This is a genomic window from Trueperella bernardiae, assembly GCF_030246965.1.
GTDB lineage: Bacteria > Actinomycetota > Actinomycetes > Actinomycetales > Actinomycetaceae > Trueperella > Trueperella bernardiae.
This window is the reverse complement of the sequence record NZ_CP127099.1, coordinates 570,138-591,980: the sequence shown is the minus strand read 5'-3', so window position 1 is coordinate 591,980 and position 21,843 is coordinate 570,138. Positions and strand designations below refer to the sequence as shown.

The window sequence follows — 21,843 nt, the reverse complement described above, 5'->3', positions numbered from 1 at the left end:
GTTTCCTCCCTAGACCCGAGTGTAGCGGCGCAGAGCCAAGAACGAGGCGAAACCGGAGACCACGATCGCGCCGAGGATGAGCCACGGGGCGATGAGTAGCACATCGTGGCCCGTGATGATCCGTAGCCACGAGCCGGCGAACCAATCCTGAATGAAGTACTCCACTGCCGCCCACAGCGCCGCCACCGCGGCAAGCGAGCCCACGAGCGAGGCCAGCATGCCCTCGAGCACGAAGGGCGCCTGGATGAAACTGTTCGAGGCGCCAACGAATCGCATAATCTCGGTTTCGTTGCGGCGGAACATGGCCGACAGGCGGATAGTGGACGGGATGAGAAGCAACGCGGTGACGATCATGACGCCCGCTAGCGAACCGGCAATGAGTGTGAAACGGTTGAGCATCTTGAACAGCGGCTCGAGCTGCTCGCGCTGGTCGATGACGGCGTCGACACCGGGGCGCCCCTCGAGAGACTCGCGGACGACGTCGTACTCCTGCGGATCGACGAGCTTGACACGGAAGGACGCCTGCATCTGCTCAGGGTCAACCGTGTCCACCCACACACTGTCCTTGAGGTACTCGCGGAAGTTCTTGTAGGCCTCTTCCTTCGTCTCGAAGTAGACCTCGTCCACGTAGTCGGCCATCTCGGGCGAATGAAGGAAATCGTTAATCGCGTCGATCTGGTCCTGCGTGACCTCGCCGCCCGCGCACTGGGCCGTGTTCTGGTCCGGAGCACACAGGAAGGCCGAGACCTCCACCCGGTCATACCAGGCGGTCTTCGCGGACTCGATCTGATCCTGCAGCAGCACGGCCGAGCCGACGAAGAGGAGGGACACGAAGGTCACAAGCGTCACCGACGCCGACAGGGCGAAGTTCGCGCGCAGCCCCTTGAAAACCTGAGAAAAGATAAACCGTAGCCTCATGCCTGGCTCCCCCCGTAAACGCCGCGATCCTGATCGCGCACAACCTCGCCGTCAACCAACTCGATCACGCGCTTGCGCAACTGGTTAACGATCGCCTGATCGTGGGTGGCCATGACCACCGTGGTGCCCTGGCGGTTAATGCGGTCAAGGAGGCGCATGATGCCCAGCGCCGTCTTGTGGTCAAGGTTGCCGGTCGGCTCGTCGGCCAGCAGGAGCTCGGGGCGGTTGACCATCGCGCGCGCAATCGCCACGCGCTGCTTCTCTCCACCCGACAACTCGTGCATGCGCCGCTTCTCCTTGCCATCCAGGCCCACCAGCTCCAAAACCTGCGGGACCTCCTTAAGGATGGCGTGGCGCGGTTTGCCGATCACCTGCATCGCGAGCGCCACGTTGTCGAACACGTTCTTATCCTTTAGCAGGCGAAAGTCCTGGAAGACCGTGCCGATCTGGCGGCGCAGGAACGGCACCCGCCGTGAGGACACTCCCGACAGGTCCTTGCCGAGCACGTGAACTTTGCCCTCCGTGGGGCGCTCCTCGGCCAGGATAAGAGCCAGCATCGTCGACTTTCCCGAGCCCGAGGCACCGACCAGGAAGACGAACTCGCCGCGGTCGATGTTGAGGCTAACGGAGTCGAGCGCGGGAGCCGCGCCTCGCTGATAAACCTTCGTGACGTTTTCAAATGTGATCATAAATGGCGCCAAATCCTTGCAGTCATGGTCGTCACTAGCTTAGGAGCCGGGCTTTTGCGACCCGGGAAGGCGCGCCGACGTGGCGAGGATTACTCCGCCTCCCCCGCCTGGCGCCAGCGGATCCCGGCGTCGATAAAGCCGTCGAGGTCGCCGTCGAACACCGCGTCTGTGTTGCCCACCTCGTGGCCCGTGCGCAGGTCTTTGACCATCTGGTACGGGTGCAGCACGTAGGAGCGCATTTGGTCACCCCAGGAGGCCTTGACGTCGCCCGCCAGCTCCTTCTTCTTCGCTTGCTCCTCCTCGTGGCGCCTTTGTAGCAGCTTGGACTGGAGCACGCGCAAGGCCGCGGCGCGGTTTTGGATCTGCGACTTTTCGTCCTGCATCGAGACCGTGATACCGGTGGGAATGTGGGTCATGCGCACGGCTGAATCCGTGGTGTTCACGGACTGCCCGCCCGGGCCCGAGGAGCGGAACACGTCCACCCTGAGCTCCGATTCCGGGATCTCGATCGAATCGGTGGTCTCGATGAGCGGGATGACCTCCACCGCCGCGAACGAGGTCTGGCGCCTGCCCTGGTTGTCGAACGGCGAAATGCGCACCAGCCGGTGCGTTCCCGCCTCCACCGACAGCGTGCCGTAGGCGTAGGGGGCGTTGACCTCGAACGTGGTGGACTTGATCCCCGCCTCTTCGGCATACGAGGTGTCCATCACCTTCGACTTGTAGCCGTGACGCTCGGCCCAGCGCAGGTACATGCGCTGCAGCATCTGGGCGAAGTCCGCCGCGTCCACGCCGCCCGCACCGGAGCGGATGGTGATGACCGCGTCGCGATCGTCATACTCCCCGCTCAGCAACGTCTTGATCTCCATGTCCGACAGGTCCTTGGAGATCTTCGCGATCTCGGCCTCAAGCTCAGCGTAGAGTTCCTTGCCCGATTCGAGGTCCGACTCGGATTCCTCCACCGCCATCTCGTACAGGGTCTCCGCGTCCACGACCCGCTCCCCCATCTTCTCCACGCGCTCCAGGCGCGACTGGGCGTGCGAGAGTTTGGAAGTAACAGCCTGCGCGGCGTCGGGATCGTCCCACAGGTCGGGCGCCGTGGACTTCTCCGTCAGCTCCGCGATCGTGTTCTTGAGCGCGGGCACGTCGCTGACCGCCTCAATCTGGTCAAAAGTCCGGCGCAGTCTGTCGAGTTCTTGCTGATAATCAATGGCCACGGCGCCAAGTCTACGGCATTTGCCGCAGCCGAGCCGTGGAGGTGACCGTGAGTTCGACTTCGTCCACGGCGCTCGCAAACTGCGGCATGAACGGGATCCGCGCCCGCCCGGTCAGCTCCACAACGACGGCGTCGTCCGCCACCCGCGTTCGAAATCTCACCTCGCGCCCGTCCACGGTCAGCGCGCCGGACGCCGGCGGGGCGGGCGTGAGGCTGAGGGCGGGGCCCGAATAGTAGGTGGCATCCGAGATGTCCTGGGCGAGCTCGAGGGCGAGGGAGTCGGCGGCATTGAGCATGTCGCGGCGCACACCGTAGACGTGGATGACCGAGGCCAGGATGAGGATGAGCGAGATGACAACCACCCACACGCCCAGGCCGAGCACGATGAGGTTGCCGTCTTCGGCGCGCTCGCGGGGCTGGCAGAGTTTGCGGGACGTCATGGCCGTACCACCCGGTACTGGTCAACCACCATCGCCTGCTCGCCCGTGAGCGTGATCGCGCCGACGATGGGCACGGTGACCGTGGCCGAGGCCCGGGCCGTGACGGTGGCGCCGGGGCTGAGGCACGGGCTCGCGCTGCAGGCGAAGTTGAGGTCGAGTTGCTCGTCCATCCCCCGGTCCGTCCAGGCCTTACTCGCAGCTTCCCGCCCGCGTGCCTCTCCCGAGTACACCGATTCGGCCCGCACGTAGGCGCGCGCAGACTGGCGGGCGGCATCCTCGAGGGCGAGCTGGACGGTCGTCGTCGTGGCAAGGCCCGTGAGAAGCGCGAGGGCGGGCACCACGATGACCACCATGACGCCCACGAACTCGACGATGGCGTTGCCGTCCTCGCCGCGGGGCTTATTCGCGCGCCACATGGGCCCTCACCTCGATCACGTGCTCTCCCAGGAAGCCGGCCCCGGGCACCGGCGCCGTCACCACCACCTCGATCCCGTCCGGCATCGCGGTGGCGGCGATGCCGCCGGCGTAGGCGGGACTGAGCGCTCCGGTGATGAGGTCGCGGGTGCGGGCTTCGGCCACCTCGGTCGAGTTCGCCGCGGCCCCCACGCGTGCACCTTCCATCGCCGCGTCGGTGGCGATGGCGTGGACGTACCAGCCAAGGCCCGCTGCGATGATGGTGTAGACCACCATGAGGAGCAGCCCCACGGAGGCCACGAAGCCGACCGTGGCGTTGCCCGCCTCAGATGTTGAGGACGCGCTCGATCGCATTGTTAAACAGGTCGGTCAGCGCCGGGCCGGCCACCGCCCAGATGAGGACCACGAGGGCTGCCGTCATGAGGGTGATCATCACCCAGCCAGGCACGTCACCCGCCTCCTCGCGGCGGTCGCTGGGCCACACTGCCTGGCGAACAAAGTGTCGAATCTTCATAGGGCGCTCCTTATGTTGTTGCGGACTTAGGTGAAACTCAGGGCGTAGAGGGCAGGGAAGACGGTGAAGACCACCGTGAGTGGCATGATGATGAACACCACCGGGATCATCATCGCGATCTCGGCCTTGCCTCCGGCCTCGAGCAGCTCGCGCCGGGCGGCGTCGCGGGCGTCGCGCGCCTGGGAGTGGAGGGAGCCAGCCAGGCCGCTGCCCTGCTCGAGGGAGGAGACGATCGCCTCCGCGAACCGGGCAACGTTGCGGTTGGCGGACCTGTTGCCCATGTCGGTCAGCGCCGCCGGCAGGGACTGGCCGGCGTGGACCTCACTCATCGTGCGCCGCAGCTCATCGACCATCTCGCCCGTGCCAATGAGACACACGCGCTCGATCGCCACCCGGATGGATTCGCCCGAGGCAACTGCGAGCGCGAGGATCTCCACCACGTCGGGCAGCTGGGCGGTGTAGGCGCGGCTGCGCTGGTCGACCTGGCGGCTCAGCGCCCAGTCCGCCCCGAGCACGCCGGCGGCCGTGAAGCAGGCGACTCCGACGATCGCGGCGGCCAGCGGGACGCCGCGGACCACGAGCGCGAAAGCGAGCAGGCACCCGGCTGCGAAACCTACCGATGCCCACTGGAACTGACGCACCCGGAAGTCCCCCACGGTCATAGCGCCGAGCATGTTGACGCGGCGCTCGACCGAGGAGGTGGTTGACCCGACGGCGTCGAGGAAGCTCGCAACGATGGCGGCGCGGCGCCGGGAGGGGCGCCGGGTGCGGGTGGCGACGTAGGGAAGGACCCGGTCGGCCAGCTGGGTGGGGCGGTACAAGACCGCGATTCCCACGAGGAGGACGCCGGCCACCAGGGCCGAACCCGCGAACGCGCTAAGCATGGCTCACCCCCGCGAAGATCCGTTCCTCCTCGGGCAGGCGGCCGAGCCTGAGCATGAGCCAGTAGGCAAGCACGGTGGCCACGAAGCCGGCCACGAGGATGAAAACGCCCACGGGCGTGGTGAACGCGTCGATCGCGCCGGGGCGGGTGGAAAAGAGAAGAAGCATGATCCAGGGCGCAACGGCGGCCAGCCGCGCCCCGTTGACCGTCCACGACTGGCGGGCTAGAAGCTCTCCACGGGCGCGGTTCTCCTCGCGCACGAGCGAGGCCAGGCTGGCCAGGGCGGCGGACAGGTCGCGCCCGCCAAGATCGTGTGCGAGGCGCAGCGACTCGAGGATCCGGTCCGTCATCGGGTCCGCCAGCACCTCCTTCAGCTCGTCGAGGGCCGGGTCGAGGCGACCGTCCGCGCGCAGGTGCTGGGCAAATTGGGTAAACGGAGGGCGCATGATCTCCGGCCCGCGCACGGCCAGCATCGCGAGCGATTCACCCACGGGCAGGCCCACGCGCACGCTCGCCACGATGTCGTCGATCACCTCTGGCCAGACCTCCCGAAGCTCTTCACGACGCCGGCGCTCGCGCGCTCCCCGCCACACGCCGGGCACGGCCGCACACATCACCGCGATCGGAATCGAGACGACGAGCGAGCTCGAGACCGCCGAGGCGAGCAGGAAGCTCCCCACTCCGGCCGCGAGCGCGGGCCACAGCGCCGGCCACAGGCCCGCCGGCACGGTGAGGGGGCGCGGCTGGCGGAAAGCGCTGGCGGCGAGGAAGACACCAAGGCCCATGACCATTCCTATAACGAAGCCCATCGTCCACCTCCTAGCAGCTGGCGCAGGTCGTAGCCGTGCTCGTCGAAGATCTCCGGGCGGGCCACGTATCCCGCGCCGCGTTCGAGCCCGAGGCCGCGGTCCACGAACAGGTCGCTCGTCTCGATCACGCTGCCTTCCGTGCGCCCGGTCAGGCCCACGATCTCGCGCACGCGGCGCTTGCCATCCCGGTCGCGGTGCAGGTGGACGAGGAGGTCGATCGTGTGGGCAACCGTGGGGATGACGAAGTCCGACGTGACGTTTTCACCCGCCAGCAGGGGCAGGACGCTAAGTTTGGCCACGGCGTCGCGCGCCGAGTTGGCGTGGATTGTGCAGGCGCCGGGGATGCCGGAGTTGAGGGCGATGAGCATGTCGAAGGCCTCAGCCTGGCGCACCTCGCCAATAACGATCCGGTCGGGCCTCATGCGCAAGGATTCGCGTACGAGCCGCCGCAGCGTGATCTCGCCCCGGTCTTCGATGTTAGCCGGGCGGGTCTGTAGGGCCACCACGTCGCGGTGGGCGAGGTTGAGCTCGAAGACCTCCTCCGCCGTGATGACGCGCTGGTGGGCAGGGATAGCGCCGAGCAGGGCGCGCAGGAACGTGGTCTTGCCCGCCTGCGTTGCTCCCGAGACGATGACGTTCATCCCGCAGTCAATCGCCGCATCCAGGAACTCCGCCGCCTGAACCGTCAGCGTCCCAAGCTCTGCCAGGTCGCGCAACCTGCGCGGGCGCACGATGTACTTGCGGATGTTGACCGCCCAGTGCTTGCGCGTGATGTCTGGAATCGCCACGTGGAGGCGCTCGCCGGTGTGGAGGGCGGCGTCGACGAACGGTTGGGACAAGTCGAGCCGGCGCCCCGAGGCGCGCAGCATCCTCTCTACGAGGTCCTTGACCTGGCGCTCCTCGAGCAAGATCGTGGACAGCTGGCTCACCCCGTCGCGTGCAAAGAAGACACGGCCCGGTTCGTTGATCCAGATCTCCTCGATCGTCGGGTCATCAATGAGGGATTGGAGCGGGCCGAATCCACCGATATCGTCGCGCAGCTGGCGGCGCACCTCCACCACGTCGGCCACCGGTTCCACCACACCCGCGACCGTCAGCTCCTCGTATTCGGCGAGCGCGTCATCAATCAGGGCCTCAAGCTCTGCCGGCTGGAGCTGCGGATCAATACGCGAGGCGCGCACCATCTCGCGCACGCGCGCATCGAGCCATGCGTTCCCGGCTCCCCACTTTGTCTTCACAACGCCACGCTACGATGCCGCCGCGCGTCGTGAATATCTTTCCCACAGCTGTGGATAACTTGCGCACGGGATTTCGCGACTGTGATATACGGGCGCCTGTGGGGCCAGACAGTTCCGTCAGGGCGTGTACGCCACGCGCGTTGCGCTAAAAATCGTTACCGTGGAGGGGTGAATAAGACCCCCTTCAAGCTCGCAGCGTTGGCCGTGGCCGCTATCGACGGCCTCGACGCGGTCGGCGTGCGCGGCCCGTACACGCGCACCTCCGACTTCCAATTCGGCGGCGTCATCGACTCGCGCGGCCGGCGCTGGATCGTCAAGCACCCCCTCCACCCCATGGCAGGCGCCATGATTGAGGCGGAGGCCGCCATCGCTCCCGCCCTGCTCGAGGCGCTCCGCCAGGGTCTTCTCCCCTTCGACGTTGTCCGCCCCGCGGGCTTCGCCCAGGTCAAGGACGGGCACGCCGTCGTCTACGTCGCACCCATGGGCCGCGAGCGCGACTTCGACGAGCTCGATACCGACGCCGCCCACGAACTCGGCCGCGCGCTCGCCGCCATCCACCTCCTCCCCCGCGAGACAGTCGAATCGGCGGGCCTGCCCTCCTACGACGCGCAGACCACGCGGCGCCGTCTCCTGTCCGACCTTCACGACGCCGACGCCGCCTCGCCCCTCCCGCCCGTGCTTCGCCGCCGGTGGGAAAACGCGCTCGAAGCCACCGACCTGTGGGACTTCGAGCCGCGGGTAGTGCACGGGGACGTGGGCCCGGACCAGTTCATGTGGTCCGACTGCTCAATCTCCTGCGTGCTCGGATTTGGCTCGGCACACGTGGGCGACCCGGCGCTCGACTTCTCCACCCTCGTCTCGGGCCTGGACGAGGAGCTGTTCGAGGCGGTGCTCACCTCCTACGAGAACGCGATCGGCCAGCCCGTCGACGAGCACTTCTTCAACCGCGCCGTGCTCCTGTCCGAGCTGGCACTCGCACGCTGGATGCTCTTCGGCTCGCGCAGCGGCCAGCACCAGATCGTAGACGAGGCCCGCACCATGATGGACGAGCTCGCCGCCGAGGTAGAGGCCGACCCCGAGCTGGCCACCGGGCCCACCTGGGCCGTCAGTCGCGCCACCGAGGTGGAGGCAGAGGCGGCCGACGGCGCCGGCTTCACTACCAGCTCCTTTGACTAGCCCCTCCTCTCCGACCGTTCTGCCGGGGGCAGGTGGGTGCGGAGGTAGTCCGCGATCTGCTCCTCGCTCATGTTGCCGGCGTGAAGCTCACGCCGCTCCGGGTCATCATCGCCGAGGTAGTAGAAGCACGCCGCGATATCCTCCATCGCGGTTCCCGTGGCGCGCGACCACGCCAGGCGGTAGAGCCCGAGCTGGAACTGGCGGGAGGCGACCTGCTGGGCGCTGGGCCTGCGGCCCGTCTTCCAATCGACGATCGTGACCGGGGGCAGGCCGGGCACGCCCGAGGTGTCAAGCACCGCGTCTATCACGCAGCGCACCGGGTAGTCCCCCACCCGCACGTCGATCCCCTCCTCGATCGCGAGCGCCGGACACGAGGCGTAGCGCGAGCCCCCGAAGCGCGCGATCAGCTCGGCGATCCGCTCATCGTCCAGGGGCACGACATCGATCGGCATCTCGTCCGGGTCGGCCACGGCGTCGATGTCCATCGTAGAGGCGGCGTCGAAAGAGTGGGCGATGGCCGCGTGGACGAGCACGCCGGTGCGTGCTGCGCGTGAGGGGCGGCGTGGGATCGGTCGGTACTGCTCGTCCAGGAAGGCGTCCTGGTCCTGGGCGAGCGCCACGACGTCGGACGCCGTGAGGTAGTCGCGCGCGAGCCCCCGAGCTTGCGGTGGCGCCTCCCGCTCCGCCATGATCACCTCCGCTTCCCTCCTCCACTGCTCGACCACGGCGCGATCGGCAGTGACGACGGGAACGGGCCCACGTTCGAGGCGACGATCGACGTCCGCCGGCCACACCTTGGCGTCCGGAACCACGCTTATCTGGGTCGCTGCCAACGCAATGAATTCGAGATCAACCCCAGTCAGCACCGGATCGTTGTCCGGATCTGCCTCGGTGAACGGCTCGACATCCGTGATGAACGTGTTTTGGGGCATCTGCGCCTCGGCCGCGTCCTCATGGCCAACACTCCGTGCGAGCTTCTTCAGGGCCGCCTCCGCCTGCTCCGGGCCGGTGAGATCATACGAGGACAGGATGAGCAGGCTGCGTGGGCGGGTGACTGCCACGTAGGCGAGACGGCGGCTCTCAGCCACATGGTGTTGGGTAAAGGCCGTTTGGCGGTAGGCGTGGACCTCCTCAAGGAGGCCCACCTTGTTCAGCGGCGTGACCACGCCGCTCTTGCCCACGATGTCAGCGATGGACAGATCGGGCAGGTGTTCGCGATCCTGGCGCAGGGCGTAGGGCAACCCGTCGCGCGATTCTTGCCAGAGCTTTTCGCTCGTCTTTTCGTCGAAGCCATCCACCTTCATGTCCGGAATGCCAACGAGGTCCCACTCGAGCCCCTTTGCGGCGTGGACGGTGAGCAGTTGGACGACGCCCGACTCTGGCTCGATCTCCCATTCGCCGAAAACGGGGACGTCCCCACCCGATTCGTCCTCGCCCAAGCGCTCGTGGGCCTCGACCATGTCCACCCACTCGACGAAGCTCTCCAGACGCGAACCGGGAATGCTCTTCGCGTAATCCGCACCCAAGCCAATGAAGCTGGCGAATGCGGCGGTCACCGGGGCACCGCCCGTCCTGCGGGCCTTGGCATGGGCGCGCAGATCGAGCAGGTCGATTGCGGCGGAAATCGCCTCCGGGATGGCCAAGTGCCTGCTGTTCCGCGCCCGCTCGAGCAGGCGAGCAAGGTGAACGAGGCGGCGGTAGCCCTCCTCGCTCATTCCGGCCACTGGGCCATCCGGTAACGCCGCCAAAGCCTCCACCAGGTTGGTCGGGACGTCAAGCCCGTCACCCACCTGCTCGCTCAACTCTTGGCGAGTGGTTCGGGCAAGGCGGCCCGCGAGCGCCGAAAGCGCCGCGATGTCCCTCGCACCGATCGCGAAGTAGGTCAGAAGTGGGACGAGGAGATCGTTGCGCGCCGGGTTCACGCTCAGGCCCAGAACGCACCGCACGAGGCGGATCTCCTGCCTTTCGATCAGCATCTGGCCGCCCACCATCTCATAGGGCACGCCGGCTTCTTCCAGCGCCGCGATCGCGTGATCCATGTAGGACCGGGCCCGGCACAGGATCGCCGCGGTGGGAGCCCGTCCAGGATCTCGGCCTTCCCCGATCGCCCTTGCCGCCTCGGCTTGAGCCTGGTCGAAGGCCTCCTTGAAGTAGTCGGCCATATCCCTGTAAGAGTCATAGCGGAAGGCGCGATGCACGTGGACCACCCGGCCATCTTGCGATTTTGCATGCGGCTGGAGTGTTTTGACAGTGAGCTTCGCGTAGCTGAGCTTGCCCTCGGTCAGGGCGTTGGCCACGTCGAGGATCCTGCGCCCGTTGCGGAAGGCCGTGGACAGGGTGAGGTTCCGTGCCACACCGAACCTGTCCATGAAGTCGGACAGCGCTGCCGAGGACGCGCCGCGCCAGGAGTAGATGGCCTGATTCGGGTCTCCCACAGCACACACCGACCACGAGTCCGTGAACGCCGCCTCGATGAACTCCGCCTGGCTCGCAGACGTGTCCTGATATTCGTCAAGCAAGACGAGCTTGTAGCGCTTGCTGAGCTCCTGGCGGACCTCGGGGACGGAGGACAGGATCTTGCGGGCGCGAACGATTTGATCGGCAAACTCGATGAGGGAGTTGTCCCTCTTATACGCCACGTACTCCTCGACGAGGTAGCTGAGAGCCACGCGATAGTTCATCCCGGCGATCATCCCCGTGAGCTTGCTCTGTTCGGCGCGCGAGGCCTCCGTGCCCGTCCCGCGCTTGCCGGTGACGCCGTGGAGCTGGTAGACAGCGCTCAGCTCGCGCTCGAGGTAGGCGCGGAACTCGCCTGCATCGACTTCGTTGCCCACCATCTCATCGACGAGGTGCAGAGCGCGACTAATGATGGTCGAGACCGCCGATGCCCGAAGGACCGCGTATCGTGGGTCGACTATGTCGATGCCGTTGACGATACGTCCCATGATCTGGAAGCGCTCCGCGTCCGTGATGAGCCGGGCGCGCGGGTCCTCCCCGATGAGCATGGAATACGCCGAGGCGATCTCAGAGGCGAAGGAGTTATATGTGGCGATGGTCGGCCGCGCCAGGGCGCGATGAATCGCGTCCGACCGATCGTCCTCACCAGATTCTTCCTGAGGTTCAACGAGGCCGGGCAGGAGCCCCTTCGCCGCCGCCTCGCGCAACTGGCTCTCGACTCGTTCGGCGAGCTCACCTGCCGCCTTCGTGGTAAAGGTGAGCCCCAGCACCTCGTCCGGGCGCACGTTCCCGTTGACCACGTGCCAGGCGATCCGCTGCGACATCGTGGCTGTCTTGCCCGATCCGGCCCCCGCGATGACGGCGATGGCGCGGTCCTCGCTCCGGATCACGGCCTCCTGCTCGGCGGTGGGGGCAAACGCGAGCGTCTTGGCGAAGTCTTCGTAAGGGATCATGAGAAAATCCTTCCTGGCCCCATGGCCGGACACGAGGAAACGTAACGGCAGTTCCGGCAATGTGAGCCGGGTAGAGCGGCATAGTCGGGGCCGCGTTGGGCGAGGTCCGCTTGCCGAATCATCTCGGCTACCTGGTCAAGGTCCTCGGCCTCAAGCGGACCCTGCTCGCGTACCACTACTTTGCCCTCGCCTGTCCCTACATAGACGAGCCGCGCCCCCTCAGACGTGGCGTAGCCCTTGATGCCGTGGGCGTTCAGGAGCCACTGGTAGAGCAGCAACTGCGGGTTGCTGCCGGTCTCTTTCACAGTGATCGGCTGCTTGCCAGTCTTGAAATCAACCACCCCCACCCCAAAGCCGACAGCCTCGAGTCGATCGATGCGCGCGCTGACATTGATCGTGTGGTCTTTTCCGTCGAGGCTGGCGCACGCCTCCTGCTCCAGGAGGACGTACGGTGCGCTGTTTTCGAGATAATCGCCAAGGTTACGCGCCATGGCGTTCACGCGGTCGCGGAGCAGAACCCCCTCGAGCCCGTCCGGAAACTCGATCGCGGAGATCCTCTCCGCACACGCCTGTTCGATCGCCTCGCGCGGCCCGGCTGGGAAATCCTCGGCGAGCCCATGAATGAGAGTCCCGATCTCGGCAGAGATTCCCGACTCCTCCGACGTGGCATTCGAACGATCGAGGAAGGCCGACAGCGGGCATTTCAATAGGCCCTCCACGCGTGACGGCGACAGCGCCGAATCCCCCGCGATCACCGGCTCCTCAGTGGAGAGTGCCAGCTCATCGACCCATGTCGACCGGTCGGCACCGCGCACGCCCGCCGCCGCGAGCTCCTCGAGTAGAACGGCGGCTTCCCGTTCAAGATGCCCATCCCCGCTCCGCAAGGCCTGGCGCAACTTGCCCACGAGGCCCGCCTCATCGAGCGTTGCCGGGCTTGCCTTCCCGCGCTCAAGCTCCGGAAACAGCCAGGTCAAGAACCGGGATGGCCGCGCCTCGTCGTTTTCCTGGGCGGTGATCAGCACCTCGCGCCGCGCGCGACTGACCGCCTGGGCGAGCATGCGCAGCTCATCATCAATCACCTCGCTGACCAGCTGGCTCGGCTCGATGTCCTGCCCTGCCATCGCGGAGCCGACCACGATGTTGACCAGCTTGGGCACCTTTGTCAGCGGGTTGCGCAGGCGCGTGTTGGGCCACGCGCCGTCATTGACGCCCACGATCGCCACGACATCCCATTCGCGTCCCACCGTGGCCGACGGCGACACGAGCGCGACCTCGTCAGCACCCCCGCCCATGCGCGCGATCGAGTCTTCGGGCAGGTCCTGGTTCTCGAGCAGCTCAAGGAGCGCGTGGATAGTGGCGTTTGTGACGTCCCGATCCGCCTGGCGCTGGGCGATGCGGAACAGGGAGATGACCGAGTCAAGATCCTGATCAGCGATGTCGCCCGCTGGGCCTCCCGCCCTCGCCTGCTCGCGCCAGGATTCGGCGACACCGACCCCGTCCCACGCCGCCCAGAGCACCTCTTCTCCAAGGCCACCGGCGGCTGCGGCCTGCCGGATGGAGGACAGTACCTCCGTAACGCGTGCGAACTCCGGGATCTTGGCTGACACCTCTCCGCCCGCCACGATGTCCTGCCAAAGCTCGGCTTTCGTGCGCCGCCCTTTGGCCGCCAGCTCCCAGCCGCGCATCTCCCTCATGAGGGCTCGCAGGCGCAGCGGATCGATGCCGAAGAGCAGGCCGGTGAGCATCGCCTCGATCCGTTCGCCCTCCACCGGGCCATCAGAGAGCGCAATCTCCAGTAGCTCGATGATCGATGCCACTGCCCGCTGTTCCCGCAGCGGCTGATCATTGACGATGGTCTGAACCGGCACACCGTAGTAGAGGAGCGTGCGGCGGATGCTGCCGTGCGACGACGTCGACCTGCTGATCACCGCCATATTCGCGTACGGCACCTGCTCCTCAAGGTGGCGCCGGCGAAGCTCCGTGGCCACGAAGGCAAGCTCCTCATCGCCGTGAGGGAAGGTGAGGGCCCGGACGGTGGACCCATCCTCCGCCGCATTGGCGTGCCGGCGATGGCCACTCACTCCCGCCGTGTGGATGCCGCTGATCACCTTATCCAGGAGAACGCGAACCTGACCATCGCACCGATAGCCGGTGCCGAGGACCATCTGCGACGCGCCGATTCCCCCGCCCGCCGCCGGCTTGCACAGCAGCGCCGGGAGGTGGGCAATGCCCCCGCGGAAACCCTGGACGGCCACGTCCGGATCGCCGAACGTCACCACCGACGTACCGTCCTCCTGCAGAGCAAGGAGGAGCGTCCGCAGGGCGAGGGTGGCGTTCTGCACGTCATCCACAATCGCCCAGTCCCAGCGCGGCTTGGCGATGTCGAGGCCGCCTTGCCCTCTGGGGGTTGCCGCCTCCCAGCCGCGCAGCATCGCGGCGGCCTGGGTGATGACCCGCGCGTGGTCCACCAGGTCAGGGTTGGCGTGCCCCAGCGCGGACTGGGTGGCGAGTGCCAGGTCATAATCCTTGATCACCGTGGCACCGGCCTCCCAAATCGGCTCATCATAACGCCGGGCGAGGTCCACCAGATCGGCAGGTGACAGCTCCAGCTCCGCGGCGCGCGTGAGCAGATCACGGAACTCAGCGCGGTAGGCCGGCAGCTGCGCCACCTCCTCGTCTATCCCGGCCTCCCCCAGCTCAAGGGCAAGCTCGAAGCGCTCCTTAATGAGCGAATCCTGCGCCGGGCCCGAGATCAGTTCGGGTTCGCGCCGCCCCATGAACTGGGCGTACGTGGAGACGATCCCGAACGCGAACGCCGTGAGCGACTGCACCTGCAGCGTCCCCGGCAGGTAGCCCAGCTCCACCGAGATCCTGTTGCGCAGATCGGAGGCCGCCCGCCGATCTGGTGAAAGCAGCGCCACGCGCGCCCCCGGATCCTCCCGCATGATCCGCGCCGCCAGCTCCACCACGAGCGCGCTCTTCCCCGTGCCGGGCGCACCGATCACCGACGCCGTGCACGGCGCCCGCAATTCCAGCACCGCGGCCTGGTTCTCATCCCATGTCTTGTTCATGCTCACGAGCTTAACGACCACCTCCGACAATTTTTTCGGCCACAGCCGAATTGCGCCGCACGAAATCTTCCCGCCCACCCCGGCAGGGTACGATACTGCCAGATCAAGCCTTGGAGGAATCATGGAAATCAGCATTGGCATCCGCAACGTCGCCCGCGAACTGAGCCTCGACGTCGACCTGACCGCACACGAGGTCTCCGAGCGCGTGGAGCAGGCGCTCGCCGCCGGGGCCGTCCTCTCGTTTACGGATAAGGAGGGCAACGTCGTCGTTCCCACCGACGCCCTCGGTTACGTGCAGTGCAAGGAGGCGGAAGCCCGCCGCGTCGGCTTCGGCTTTTAATGTGTAGCGCGCCACCCCTCACCGGGCGGGCGCGCCCCACGCGGTAGAATCAATCTTGGTTGACCGGTCGTCACGTTTGTTCAAAAGAATTTTCACGATCGGCTGCCCGGGCGCACACGGCGCCCCCATGTCGAAAGTGAATACTGTGCATTCTGGAATTGTGAATACCTCCGGGGCATCCGTGCGCCCGGCGAACGAACCAAAAGCTGACATCCAGGCCTCCGGCTCTGAGCTCGAGCTAGAGACGAAGAGCTTTGCCGACTTCGGCGTCTCGGATGACATCGTCGAGGCCCTGGCCGAGAAGGGCATTACGCACCCCTTCCCCATTCAGGCGCTGACCCTCCCGGTGGCGCTCAAGGGCTCGGACATCATCGGCCAGGCCAAGACAGGCACGGGCAAGACCCTCGGCTTCGGCATCCCGATGGTGGAGAAGGTCATCGGCCCGGGCGAGGAAGGCTGGGAGAAACTGCGCGCGCCCGGCAAGCCGCAGGGCCTCGTCGTCGTCCCCACGCGCGAGCTGGCCAAGCAGGTGGCGGGCGACCTTCGCGACATCGCCGCGAAGCGCTCCGTGCGCGTGGTTGAGGTCTACGGCGGCAAGGCCTACGAGCCGCAGGTCAAGGAACTCGCCCGCGGCGCGGAGATCGTGGTGGGCACCCCCGGGCGCATCATCGACCTGGGCAAGCACCGCACGCTCGATCTTTCCCACGCTCATACCGTGGTGCTCGACGAAGCCGACGAGATGCTCGACCTGGGCTTCCTCGAGGACGTCGAGGCGATCCTTTCCTCCACCCCGCCGAACCGCCACACGATGCTGTTCTCGGCTACCATGCCCGGCCCGGTCATCACGATGGCCCGCCGCTACATGTCCAAGCCCACCCATATTCGGGCACAGAATCCCGACGACGACTCGGCCACCGTCAAACAGGTCAAGCAGGTCGTCTACCGCTGCCACGCGCTGAACAAGAGCGAGGTTCTGGCCCGCATCCTTCAGGCCCGCGGGCGTGGCCTGACCATCATCTTCACGCGGACCAAGCGCGCCGCCGCGCGCCTTGCCGACGAGCTCGAGTCGCGCGGCTTTGCCACCGGCGCCCTCCACGGCGACCTCGGCCAGGGCGCCCGCGAGCAGGCGATGCGTGCCTTCCGCAACGGCAAGATCGACGTGCTGGTTGCCACCGATGTCGCGGCGCGCGGTATCGACGTCGACGACGTCACCCACGTCATTAACTACCAGTGCCCGGAGGACGAGAAGACCTACCTGCACCGGATTGGCCGCACGGGCCGCGCCGGGCAGGCCGGTACGGCCGTGACCTTCGTGGATTGGGAGGACACCCCGCGCTGGTCGGTCATCAACAAGATCTTGAACCTCGGCTACCCCGAGCCTGTGGAGACGTACCACACGTCCGACCACCTCTACACCGACCTCGACATCGACCCCGAGGTCACCGGCCGCCTGCCGCGCTCCCAGCGCACGCGCGCCGGCCTGGACGCCGAGGAGATCGAGGACCTGGGCGAGACCGGCCGGGGCCCGCGCGGTCGCGGGCGTGGCGGCCGCGGTAATAAGGGCCGCGGGGGCCGTGGTAGGGGTGAGGCCGGCCGCTCGGGCCGCAAGCGCACCCGCACCCGTGTCTCCTCCGGGGCGTCCGAGTCCTCCGAGCAGCCTCGCACGGATAAGCCGCGTACCGATAAGCCGCGCCGGCGTCGGGTGCGTAAGGCGCCCGAGGCCTAAGCACAAGCTTCGCGCATAAGGCGCGTAAAAGGAAGGTGTCCCCGCTTTCTTGCAGGGACACCTTCCTTTTACGCGCGTTAGCTGGTCAGTGGCCGAATGACGCCGAGCACGCCAGCGATGATGAGCTGGGTGGCGATCGCGGCCAGCAGCATGCCCGAGAGCCTGGTGAGTAGCATGACGCCGGCCTCGCCGAGCAGGCGCATAATCGCCCCGGCGAAGTGCATCGAGATCCAAGAAATCAGTAGCACCGTCACGGCCGCTCCAATCACGGTGGCTTGAGCCCACGGATCGCCGGCCGAATCGCGCATGAGCAGCATGAACGCCACGATCGAACCCGGGCCCGCCAGTAGCGGGGTGCCGAGCGGCACCATGGCCACCGCGATCGTGCCGCCGGCCGAGCCCGGGTCCTCCTCCTTGCCCGTCAGCAGCTGGAGCGCCACGAGAAGGAGGAGCAGGCCGCCCGAGATCTGCAGGGCCTCGGGCGAGATGCCCATGTAGCCGAAGAGGAAGAAGCCGAAGAAGCCGAACAGGAGCAACAGGGCGAGGGCGATGAAGTTCGCCTGGAATGCCACTTTCTTCCGCCCCGCCTTGTTCAGGGTGCGCGTGAGCGCCATGAACACGGGTACGTTGCCAGGCGGGTCAATAATCACCAGCAGCGTGGCGAAGGCGGACGCGAACAGCGCCCCATCAAAATTCACGGGCGTATAACCTCCAGGAAAGCGCCCTCTTCCAGGGCGGCGAGCGTGTCCGAATCCGTGGTGTGCTCACCCAAGCGGTTCGGTTTTCCTGCTCCATGGTAATCGCTGGAGCCAAACTGGAAAAGCTCGAGTGATCGCGCTCGCTGGCGCAGCTCCTCCCGCCGCTCGAGGGGGTTATCCCGGTGATCGACCTCGACGCCGAAAAGTCCGGCCTCCGCCATCTCGTCCAGGGCCTCGAGCGGCACGGTCTTGCCGCGCGTGGCGGCCATCGGGTGGGCGAAGACGGCCCGGCCGCCGGCGGCGTTGATCCACGAAATGACGTCGAAGACGTCCGGCGAGTAGTTCGGCACGTAATACTTCCCGCGCGGGTGCAGGAGCTGCGCGAACGCCTCCTCGCGGCTCGCCACCACCCCGGCTGCGATGAGTGCGTCGGCAATGTGGGGTCTTCCGACAACGGCGCCCTCGCCGGCCACGTCCGCCACCGCGTCCCACGTCAGGTTGAAGTCCTGGGCGAGGCGGTCGACAATCTGCCGGGCCCGATCCGCCCGTCTTTCCTGCAGCTGCTGGCGGTGTGCTGAGAGCTTAGGGGCCGAGGGGTCAAAGAGGTAGGCGAGCATGTGGACGCTGACCCGCCCGCCGTCGTCGTGAAACTGGGAGGTGACCTCCATGCCACGCACCAGGCTGACGCCGGTTCTCGCAACGGCACGGCCGGCTTCGTCCCAGCCAGAGATCGTGTCGTGGTCGGTGAGGCCCACGCAGGTCAGGCCGGCGTCGCGGGCGGAATTCATGAGCTCGGTGGGGCTCTGCGTGCCGTCTGAGCGCGCGGAATGGGTGTGCAAGTCGATCATGGCTCCACGCTAAATTTCCTTCACGCTAAGAGCAACCCCGGTTCAAGTTTGTCGGATGCACGTGGGATACTAGAAATATGAGTGAACAGACCAACGAAGAAAAGGCACACAACCGCACGCAGCGCCCCCAGAGCCAGGCGTTTCGCGAGTTCATCGGCCAGGATTGGGGCGCGCGGCCCGCCGGTCCGGCCCGCATGGAGGTCGCTGATTACACCCCGTCGCGCCACAAGCGGCTCTCGGAGCTATTTCCGGGCGAGCGACTCGTGTTCCCGGCGGGCGATCTGAAGGTCCGCTCGAATGACACGGACTACCGCTTCCGCGCCCACTCGGCGTTTTCTCACCTCACCGGCCTGGGCGGGGAGGACGAGCCGGGTGCGGTGCTCGTGCTCAACCCGGTGGAGGGCGGCCATGAGGCGGTCCTCTACTTCCACCCGCGCGCCCCGCGCTCCTCGGAGGAGTTCTACGCCGATTCCCGCCATGGCGAGTTCTGGGTGGGGCCGCGGCTGAGCGCGCAGGAGATGTCCACGGCCACGGGGTTGAAGGTGGCCCATATTGATGAGATGAAGGACGCGATCTCGAAGGACCTGGGCGCGGTACAGATCCGCGTGGTCCCGCAGTCCGATCCGGCGGTGGAGGCCCTCGTGGCCGAGTTGCGCCAGCAAAACGGGTTGACCGAGGGCGCGGAGCAGGCGGACGCGCGCCTGGCCGAGGCCGCCTCGGAGATCCGCCTGACGAAGGACGCCTACGAGGTGGCGGAGATCCGCAAGGCCATCGATGTCACCAAATCCGGCTTTGAGGAGATGATCCGCGCAATGCCGCGCGCGATCAATCACTGGCGCGGCGAGCGCGTGATCGAGGGCGCCTTCCAAGCCAAGGCCCGCGAGGAGGGCAACGGCCTGGGATACGACACGATCGCCGCGGCCGGTAATCACGCCAACACACTGCACTGGATCACGAATGACGGGCGCTTGCGCGACGGGGAGCTCATCCTTATCGACGCCGGCGCGGAGGTCGATTCGCTCTACACGGCCGACATCACGCGCACCCTGCCCATCGACGGAAAGTTCACTGAGGCCCAGCGTGAGGTGTACGACGCCGTGCTGGAGGCCTGCGAGCGCGCGCTTGAGGTGGCCCAAGACAAGGTGCAGTTCAAGGACATCCACGCGGCCGCCATGGAGGTTATCGCCAAGCACCTGGAGCGGTGGGGGATGTTGCCGGTGTCGGCGGAGGAGTCCCTCTCCCCCGAGGCCCAGTATCACCGCCGGTGGATGCCGCACGGCACGTCCCACCACCTGGGGCTCGACGTGCATGACTGCGCGCAGGCCAAGCGCGAGCTCTACCAGGATTCTTACCTGGAGCCGGGGATGATCTTCACGATCGAACCGGGCCTGTACTTCCGTGAGGATGACCTCAAGGTCCCCGAACGATTCCGCGGGATCGGTGTGCGGATTGAGGACGACATCCTGGTCACGGAGGACGGGGCGATCCGCCTCTCGGAGGACATCCCGCGCACGGCCGACGCGGTGGAGGCGTGGATGGCCCACCTCCAGCAGTAAGCAGCCCGCACCGTCGGGAAAGGACACAGATGTCAGGAAGCAGAACACGAGTTTTTATTGGACGCTTAGCAGGCACACCCGTCTACGACCCGATCGGTGACCGGGTGGGCAAGGTACACGACGTGGTCGTGGTTTTCCGCCTGCGCGGCCAGCCGTCTGCGGTGGGGCTGGTGGTGGACGTAACCGGCAAGCGGCGCGTCTTCATGCCGCTCACGCGCGTGACGGCGATCGCCAATGGCCAGGTCATCACCACCGGCCTGCTCAACATCCGGCGCTTTGAGAAGCGCCCGTCGGAGACCATGGTGCTCGGCGAGATTCTGGACCGCGAGGTCCAGTTCAACGACGGCTCAGGGCGGGCCGTCGTGGAGGACGTGGCAATCGAGCAGGAGGGGAACCGCGAATGGCGGCTCACCTCATTGTACGTGCGGATGGCGCGCGGCGGGCCGGAGGCCGGAAACACGAAGATCGTGCCCGTCACGTCGGTCACGGGCCTGCGCACGCGCGTGGCCAACCAGGCCGCCACGGCGCTACTGGCCCAGATCAACGAGCTGAAGGCCCCCGATATTGCCGACCTCCTGTCCGACCTCCCGGATGATCGCATCATCGCGGTCTCGCGCCACATGCACGATGACCTGCTGGCGGACGTGCTGGAGGAGATGTCGGACGCGGACCGGGTGACGGTCATGAGTGCGCTTGAGGTGGAGCGCGCGGCCAACGTCTTGGAGGAGATGGAGCCGGACGACGCAGCCGACCTCATCAACGAGCTCCCGCCCGCGCAGGCGGAGATCCTCCTGTCGAAGATGGAGCCCGACGAGGCCCAGGACGTGCGCCGCCTCATGTCCTACGGGGAGCGCACGGCCGGTGGCCTCATGACCACCGAGCCGATGATTCTCTCCCCCGACGCCCCGATCTCTATGCTGCTCGCCGCGGCCCGCCGGGAGGACCTGGCCCCGGCGATCGCCAGCATGTGCTTCATCGTGCGCCCGCCCACAGAGACCCCCACGGGCCAGTATCTGGGCGTGGTCCACCTCCAGCGCGCGCTGCGCGAGCCGCCGTCGGAGATGGTCGGCTCGATCATTGACCAGGTGGAGTCGCTCTCCCCCGACGACGGGATCGGCACCATCACCCGCCTGCTCGCCACCTACAACCTCACGATCTTGCCGGTGGTAGACAACGGGTTGCTGGTGGGCGCGGTCTCGGTCGACGACGTGCTGGACCACCTCATGCCCGAGGATTGGCGCGATGCGGACGAGGAGCAGATCGATACCCATATCGACGAACGCCATGTCGATGATCTGCTAGAAGACCCCACCGATGAGGAGGGCCGCGATGCCTGAGAGTTTCGATCAGCCACTCGGTAAGCGGCGGCGCAGGTGGCGCGCCTCCGTCGATTCGGAGGCCACCGGGGTCATTGCCGAGCGGATCGCCCGCTTCACTGGCACCCCGAAGTTCATCATCTGGCTCACCCTGTTCGTGGGGCTGTGGCTGGTGTGGAACAGCTTCGCGCCCGATCACCTGCGCTTCGATTCGGCAGCGCTCGGCTTCACGGCGCTCACCCTCATGCTGTCCCTGCAGGCCTCCTACGCCTCCCCGCTCATCCTGCTCGCCCAGAACCGGCAGGATGATCGCGATCGGGTGAGCGCCGAACAGGACCGCCAGCACGCAATGCGCACGCTCGCCGACACCGAGTTCCTCCTGCGCGAGATCGCCTCGCTGCGGATGTCGATGCAGGACCTCGCCACCCGCGATTTCGTGCGCTCCGAGATGCGTGACCAGTTCGAATTGCGCGAACGGCTCCTCGAGCGAGAAGAGGAGGTCGCGGAGAAAGACGCGAAGATCGTCGAGCTCGAAGCGAGGCTTGCCCAGCTCGAAACTGGCGAAGGTCAAGGATAGGATAAAC

General features: G+C 66.7%; 20 protein-coding genes. 6 read left to right on the top strand and 14 right to left on the bottom strand.

Features of this window, described 5'->3' with window-relative positions:
• Positions 1–9: 9 nt before the first annotated feature.
• From ftsX to QPC17_RS02690, 10 genes are all read right to left on the bottom strand, one after another.
• On the bottom strand, positions 10–918 hold the full coding sequence (ftsX, locus tag QPC17_RS02735; RefSeq protein ID WP_062613947.1) for a permease-like cell division protein FtsX: 909 nt from the start codon (positions 916–918) through the stop codon (positions 10–12).
• The gene (ftsE, locus tag QPC17_RS02730) at positions 915–1,607 is read right to left on the bottom strand and encodes a cell division ATP-binding protein FtsE (protein ID WP_062613946.1); all 693 of its coding nucleotides are present in this window, start codon (positions 1,605–1,607) and stop codon (positions 915–917) included. The genes ftsX and ftsE overlap by 4 nt, the downstream gene beginning before the upstream one ends.
• An 89-nt stretch (positions 1,608–1,696) precedes the next feature.
• Positions 1,697–2,821 carry a peptide chain release factor 2 gene (gene prfB / locus QPC17_RS02725; protein ID WP_062613945.1) on the bottom strand — a complete coding sequence of 375 codons (1,125 nt, stop codon included), beginning with the start codon at positions 2,819–2,821 and terminating at the stop codon, positions 1,697–1,699.
• Between the two features lie 10 nt (positions 2,822–2,831).
• Positions 2,832–3,260, bottom strand: coding sequence for a hypothetical protein (locus tag QPC17_RS02720; RefSeq protein ID WP_062613944.1), 429 nt, complete (start codon positions 3,258–3,260; stop codon positions 2,832–2,834).
• Positions 3,257–3,676 (bottom strand): hypothetical protein, encoded by a 420-nt coding sequence (locus QPC17_RS02715; RefSeq protein WP_062613943.1) that lies wholly within the window; start codon positions 3,674–3,676, stop codon positions 3,257–3,259. Before QPC17_RS02715 ends, QPC17_RS02720 begins: the two co-directional genes overlap by 4 nt.
• On the bottom strand, positions 3,660–4,028 hold the full coding sequence (locus QPC17_RS02710; RefSeq protein ID WP_068538462.1) for a TadE/TadG family type IV pilus assembly protein: 369 nt from the start codon (positions 4,026–4,028) through the stop codon (positions 3,660–3,662). Before QPC17_RS02710 ends, QPC17_RS02715 begins: the two co-directional genes overlap by 17 nt.
• Positions 4,000–4,188 carry a hypothetical protein gene (locus tag QPC17_RS02705; RefSeq protein WP_062613941.1) on the bottom strand — a complete coding sequence of 63 codons (189 nt, stop codon included), beginning with the start codon at positions 4,186–4,188 and terminating at the stop codon, positions 4,000–4,002. Before QPC17_RS02705 ends, QPC17_RS02710 begins: the two co-directional genes overlap by 29 nt.
• Before the next feature lie 26 nt (positions 4,189–4,214).
• Positions 4,215–5,072, bottom strand: a complete 858-nt coding sequence (locus tag QPC17_RS02700; protein ID WP_068538463.1) for a type II secretion system F family protein — start codon at positions 5,070–5,072, stop codon at positions 4,215–4,217.
• A complete protein-coding gene (locus QPC17_RS02695; protein ID WP_285347439.1) occupies positions 5,065–5,856 on the bottom strand; it encodes a type II secretion system F family protein in 792 nt (263 codons plus the stop codon). Before QPC17_RS02695 ends, QPC17_RS02700 begins: the two co-directional genes overlap by 8 nt.
• An 8-nt stretch (positions 5,857–5,864) precedes the next feature.
• Positions 5,865–7,064, bottom strand: coding sequence for a TadA family conjugal transfer-associated ATPase (locus tag QPC17_RS02690; RefSeq protein ID WP_070445021.1), 1,200 nt, complete (start codon positions 7,062–7,064; stop codon positions 5,865–5,867).
• 222 nt (positions 7,065–7,286) lie between these two features.
• Between QPC17_RS02690 and QPC17_RS02685 the strand changes: the two genes are divergently transcribed.
• Positions 7,287–8,294 (top strand): phosphotransferase, encoded by a 1,008-nt coding sequence (locus QPC17_RS02685; protein WP_062613938.1) that lies wholly within the window; start codon positions 7,287–7,289, stop codon positions 8,292–8,294.
• Here QPC17_RS02685 and QPC17_RS02680 read toward each other — a convergent pair.
• Both QPC17_RS02680 and QPC17_RS02675 read right to left on the bottom strand, forming a co-directional pair.
• Positions 8,291–11,704 (bottom strand): ATP-dependent helicase, encoded by a 3,414-nt coding sequence (locus tag QPC17_RS02680; RefSeq protein ID WP_285347438.1) that lies wholly within the window; start codon positions 11,702–11,704, stop codon positions 8,291–8,293. The two genes, QPC17_RS02685 and QPC17_RS02680, sit on opposite strands and share 4 nt — an antisense overlap.
• The gene (locus QPC17_RS02675; protein ID WP_148132133.1) at positions 11,701–14,775 is read right to left on the bottom strand and encodes a UrvD/REP family ATP-dependent DNA helicase; all 3,075 of its coding nucleotides are present in this window, start codon (positions 14,773–14,775) and stop codon (positions 11,701–11,703) included. Before QPC17_RS02675 ends, QPC17_RS02680 begins: the two co-directional genes overlap by 4 nt.
• Before the next feature lie 121 nt (positions 14,776–14,896).
• Between QPC17_RS02675 and QPC17_RS02670 the strand changes: the two genes are divergently transcribed.
• Both QPC17_RS02670 and QPC17_RS02665 read left to right on the top strand, forming a co-directional pair.
• Positions 14,897–15,115, top strand: a complete 219-nt coding sequence (locus tag QPC17_RS02670; RefSeq protein ID WP_285347437.1) for a DUF3107 domain-containing protein — start codon at positions 14,897–14,899, stop codon at positions 15,113–15,115.
• 127 nt (positions 15,116–15,242) lie between these two features.
• On the top strand, positions 15,243–16,841 hold the full coding sequence (locus tag QPC17_RS02665) for a DEAD/DEAH box helicase (protein WP_101923503.1): 1,599 nt from the start codon (positions 15,243–15,245) through the stop codon (positions 16,839–16,841).
• A gap of 77 nt (positions 16,842–16,918) precedes the next feature.
• On the opposite strand, the gene QPC17_RS02660 is transcribed toward QPC17_RS02665, so the two are convergent.
• Together QPC17_RS02660 and QPC17_RS02655 are read right to left on the bottom strand one after the other, a co-directional pair.
• The gene (locus tag QPC17_RS02660) at positions 16,919–17,539 is read right to left on the bottom strand and encodes a MarC family protein (protein ID WP_062613933.1); all 621 of its coding nucleotides are present in this window, start codon (positions 17,537–17,539) and stop codon (positions 16,919–16,921) included.
• Positions 17,536–18,387 (bottom strand): PHP domain-containing protein, encoded by an 852-nt coding sequence (locus tag QPC17_RS02655; protein WP_062613932.1) that lies wholly within the window; start codon positions 18,385–18,387, stop codon positions 17,536–17,538. Before QPC17_RS02655 ends, QPC17_RS02660 begins: the two co-directional genes overlap by 4 nt.
• Positions 18,388–18,464: 77 nt before the next feature.
• On the opposite strand from QPC17_RS02655, the gene QPC17_RS02650 reads away from it, so the two are divergent.
• Genes QPC17_RS02650 through QPC17_RS02640 form a run of 3 tightly spaced genes read left to right on the top strand, consistent with a single transcriptional unit; the run spans position 18,465 to position 21,836 of the window.
• Positions 18,465–19,943 (top strand): aminopeptidase P family protein, encoded by a 1,479-nt coding sequence (locus QPC17_RS02650; protein ID WP_285347436.1) that lies wholly within the window; start codon positions 18,465–18,467, stop codon positions 19,941–19,943.
• Positions 19,944–19,972: 29 nt separating this feature from the next.
• Positions 19,973–21,280 carry a magnesium transporter MgtE N-terminal domain-containing protein gene (locus QPC17_RS02645; RefSeq protein ID WP_062613930.1) on the top strand — a complete coding sequence of 436 codons (1,308 nt, stop codon included), beginning with the start codon at positions 19,973–19,975 and terminating at the stop codon, positions 21,278–21,280.
• A complete protein-coding gene (locus tag QPC17_RS02640) occupies positions 21,273–21,836 on the top strand; it encodes a DUF1003 domain-containing protein (protein ID WP_062613929.1) in 564 nt (187 codons plus the stop codon). Before QPC17_RS02645 ends, QPC17_RS02640 begins: the two co-directional genes overlap by 8 nt.
• The last annotated feature ends 7 nt before the right edge of the window (positions 21,837–21,843 follow it).

Bases quoted from the DNA above. Each gene is read 5' to 3' on its own strand.
- ftsX (WP_062613947.1), bottom strand. From the start codon at position 918: ATGAGGCTACGGTTTATCTTTTCTCAGGTTTTCAAGGGGCTGCGCGCG.
- ftsE (WP_062613946.1), bottom strand. From the start codon at position 1,607: ATGATCACATTTGAAAACGTCACGAAGGTTTATCAGCGAGGCGCGGCT.
- QPC17_RS02720 (WP_062613944.1), bottom strand. From the start codon at position 3,260: ATGACGTCCCGCAAACTCTGCCAGCCCCGCGAGCGCGCCGAAGACGGC.
- QPC17_RS02715 (WP_062613943.1), bottom strand. From the start codon at position 3,676: ATGTGGCGCGCGAATAAGCCCCGCGGCGAGGACGGCAACGCCATCGTC.
- QPC17_RS02710 (WP_068538462.1), bottom strand. From the start codon at position 4,028: ATGCGATCGAGCGCGTCCTCAACATCTGAGGCGGGCAACGCCACGGTC.
- QPC17_RS02705 (WP_062613941.1), bottom strand. From the start codon at position 4,188: ATGAAGATTCGACACTTTGTTCGCCAGGCAGTGTGGCCCAGCGACCGC.
- QPC17_RS02700 (WP_068538463.1), bottom strand. From the start codon at position 5,072: ATGCTTAGCGCGTTCGCGGGTTCGGCCCTGGTGGCCGGCGTCCTCCTC.
- QPC17_RS02695 (WP_285347439.1), bottom strand. From the start codon at position 5,856: ATGGGCCTTGGTGTCTTCCTCGCCGCCAGCGCTTTCCGCCAGCCGCGC.
- QPC17_RS02690 (WP_070445021.1), bottom strand. From the start codon at position 7,064: ATGGTGCGCGCCTCGCGTATTGATCCGCAGCTCCAGCCGGCAGAGCTT.
- QPC17_RS02680 (WP_285347438.1), bottom strand. From the start codon at position 11,704: ATGATCCCTTACGAAGACTTCGCCAAGACGCTCGCGTTTGCCCCCACC.
- QPC17_RS02675 (WP_148132133.1), bottom strand. From the start codon at position 14,775: ATGAACAAGACATGGGATGAGAACCAGGCCGCGGTGCTGGAATTGCGG.
- QPC17_RS02670 (WP_285347437.1), top strand. From the start codon at position 14,897: ATGGAAATCAGCATTGGCATCCGCAACGTCGCCCGCGAACTGAGCCTC.
- QPC17_RS02665 (WP_101923503.1), top strand. From the start codon at position 15,243: ATGTCGAAAGTGAATACTGTGCATTCTGGAATTGTGAATACCTCCGGG.
- QPC17_RS02655 (WP_062613932.1), bottom strand. From the start codon at position 18,387: ATGATCGACTTGCACACCCATTCCGCGCGCTCAGACGGCACGCAGAGC.
- QPC17_RS02650 (WP_285347436.1), top strand. From the start codon at position 18,465: ATGAGTGAACAGACCAACGAAGAAAAGGCACACAACCGCACGCAGCGC.
- QPC17_RS02645 (WP_062613930.1), top strand. From the start codon at position 19,973: ATGTCAGGAAGCAGAACACGAGTTTTTATTGGACGCTTAGCAGGCACA.
- QPC17_RS02640 (WP_062613929.1), top strand. From the start codon at position 21,273: ATGCCTGAGAGTTTCGATCAGCCACTCGGTAAGCGGCGGCGCAGGTGG.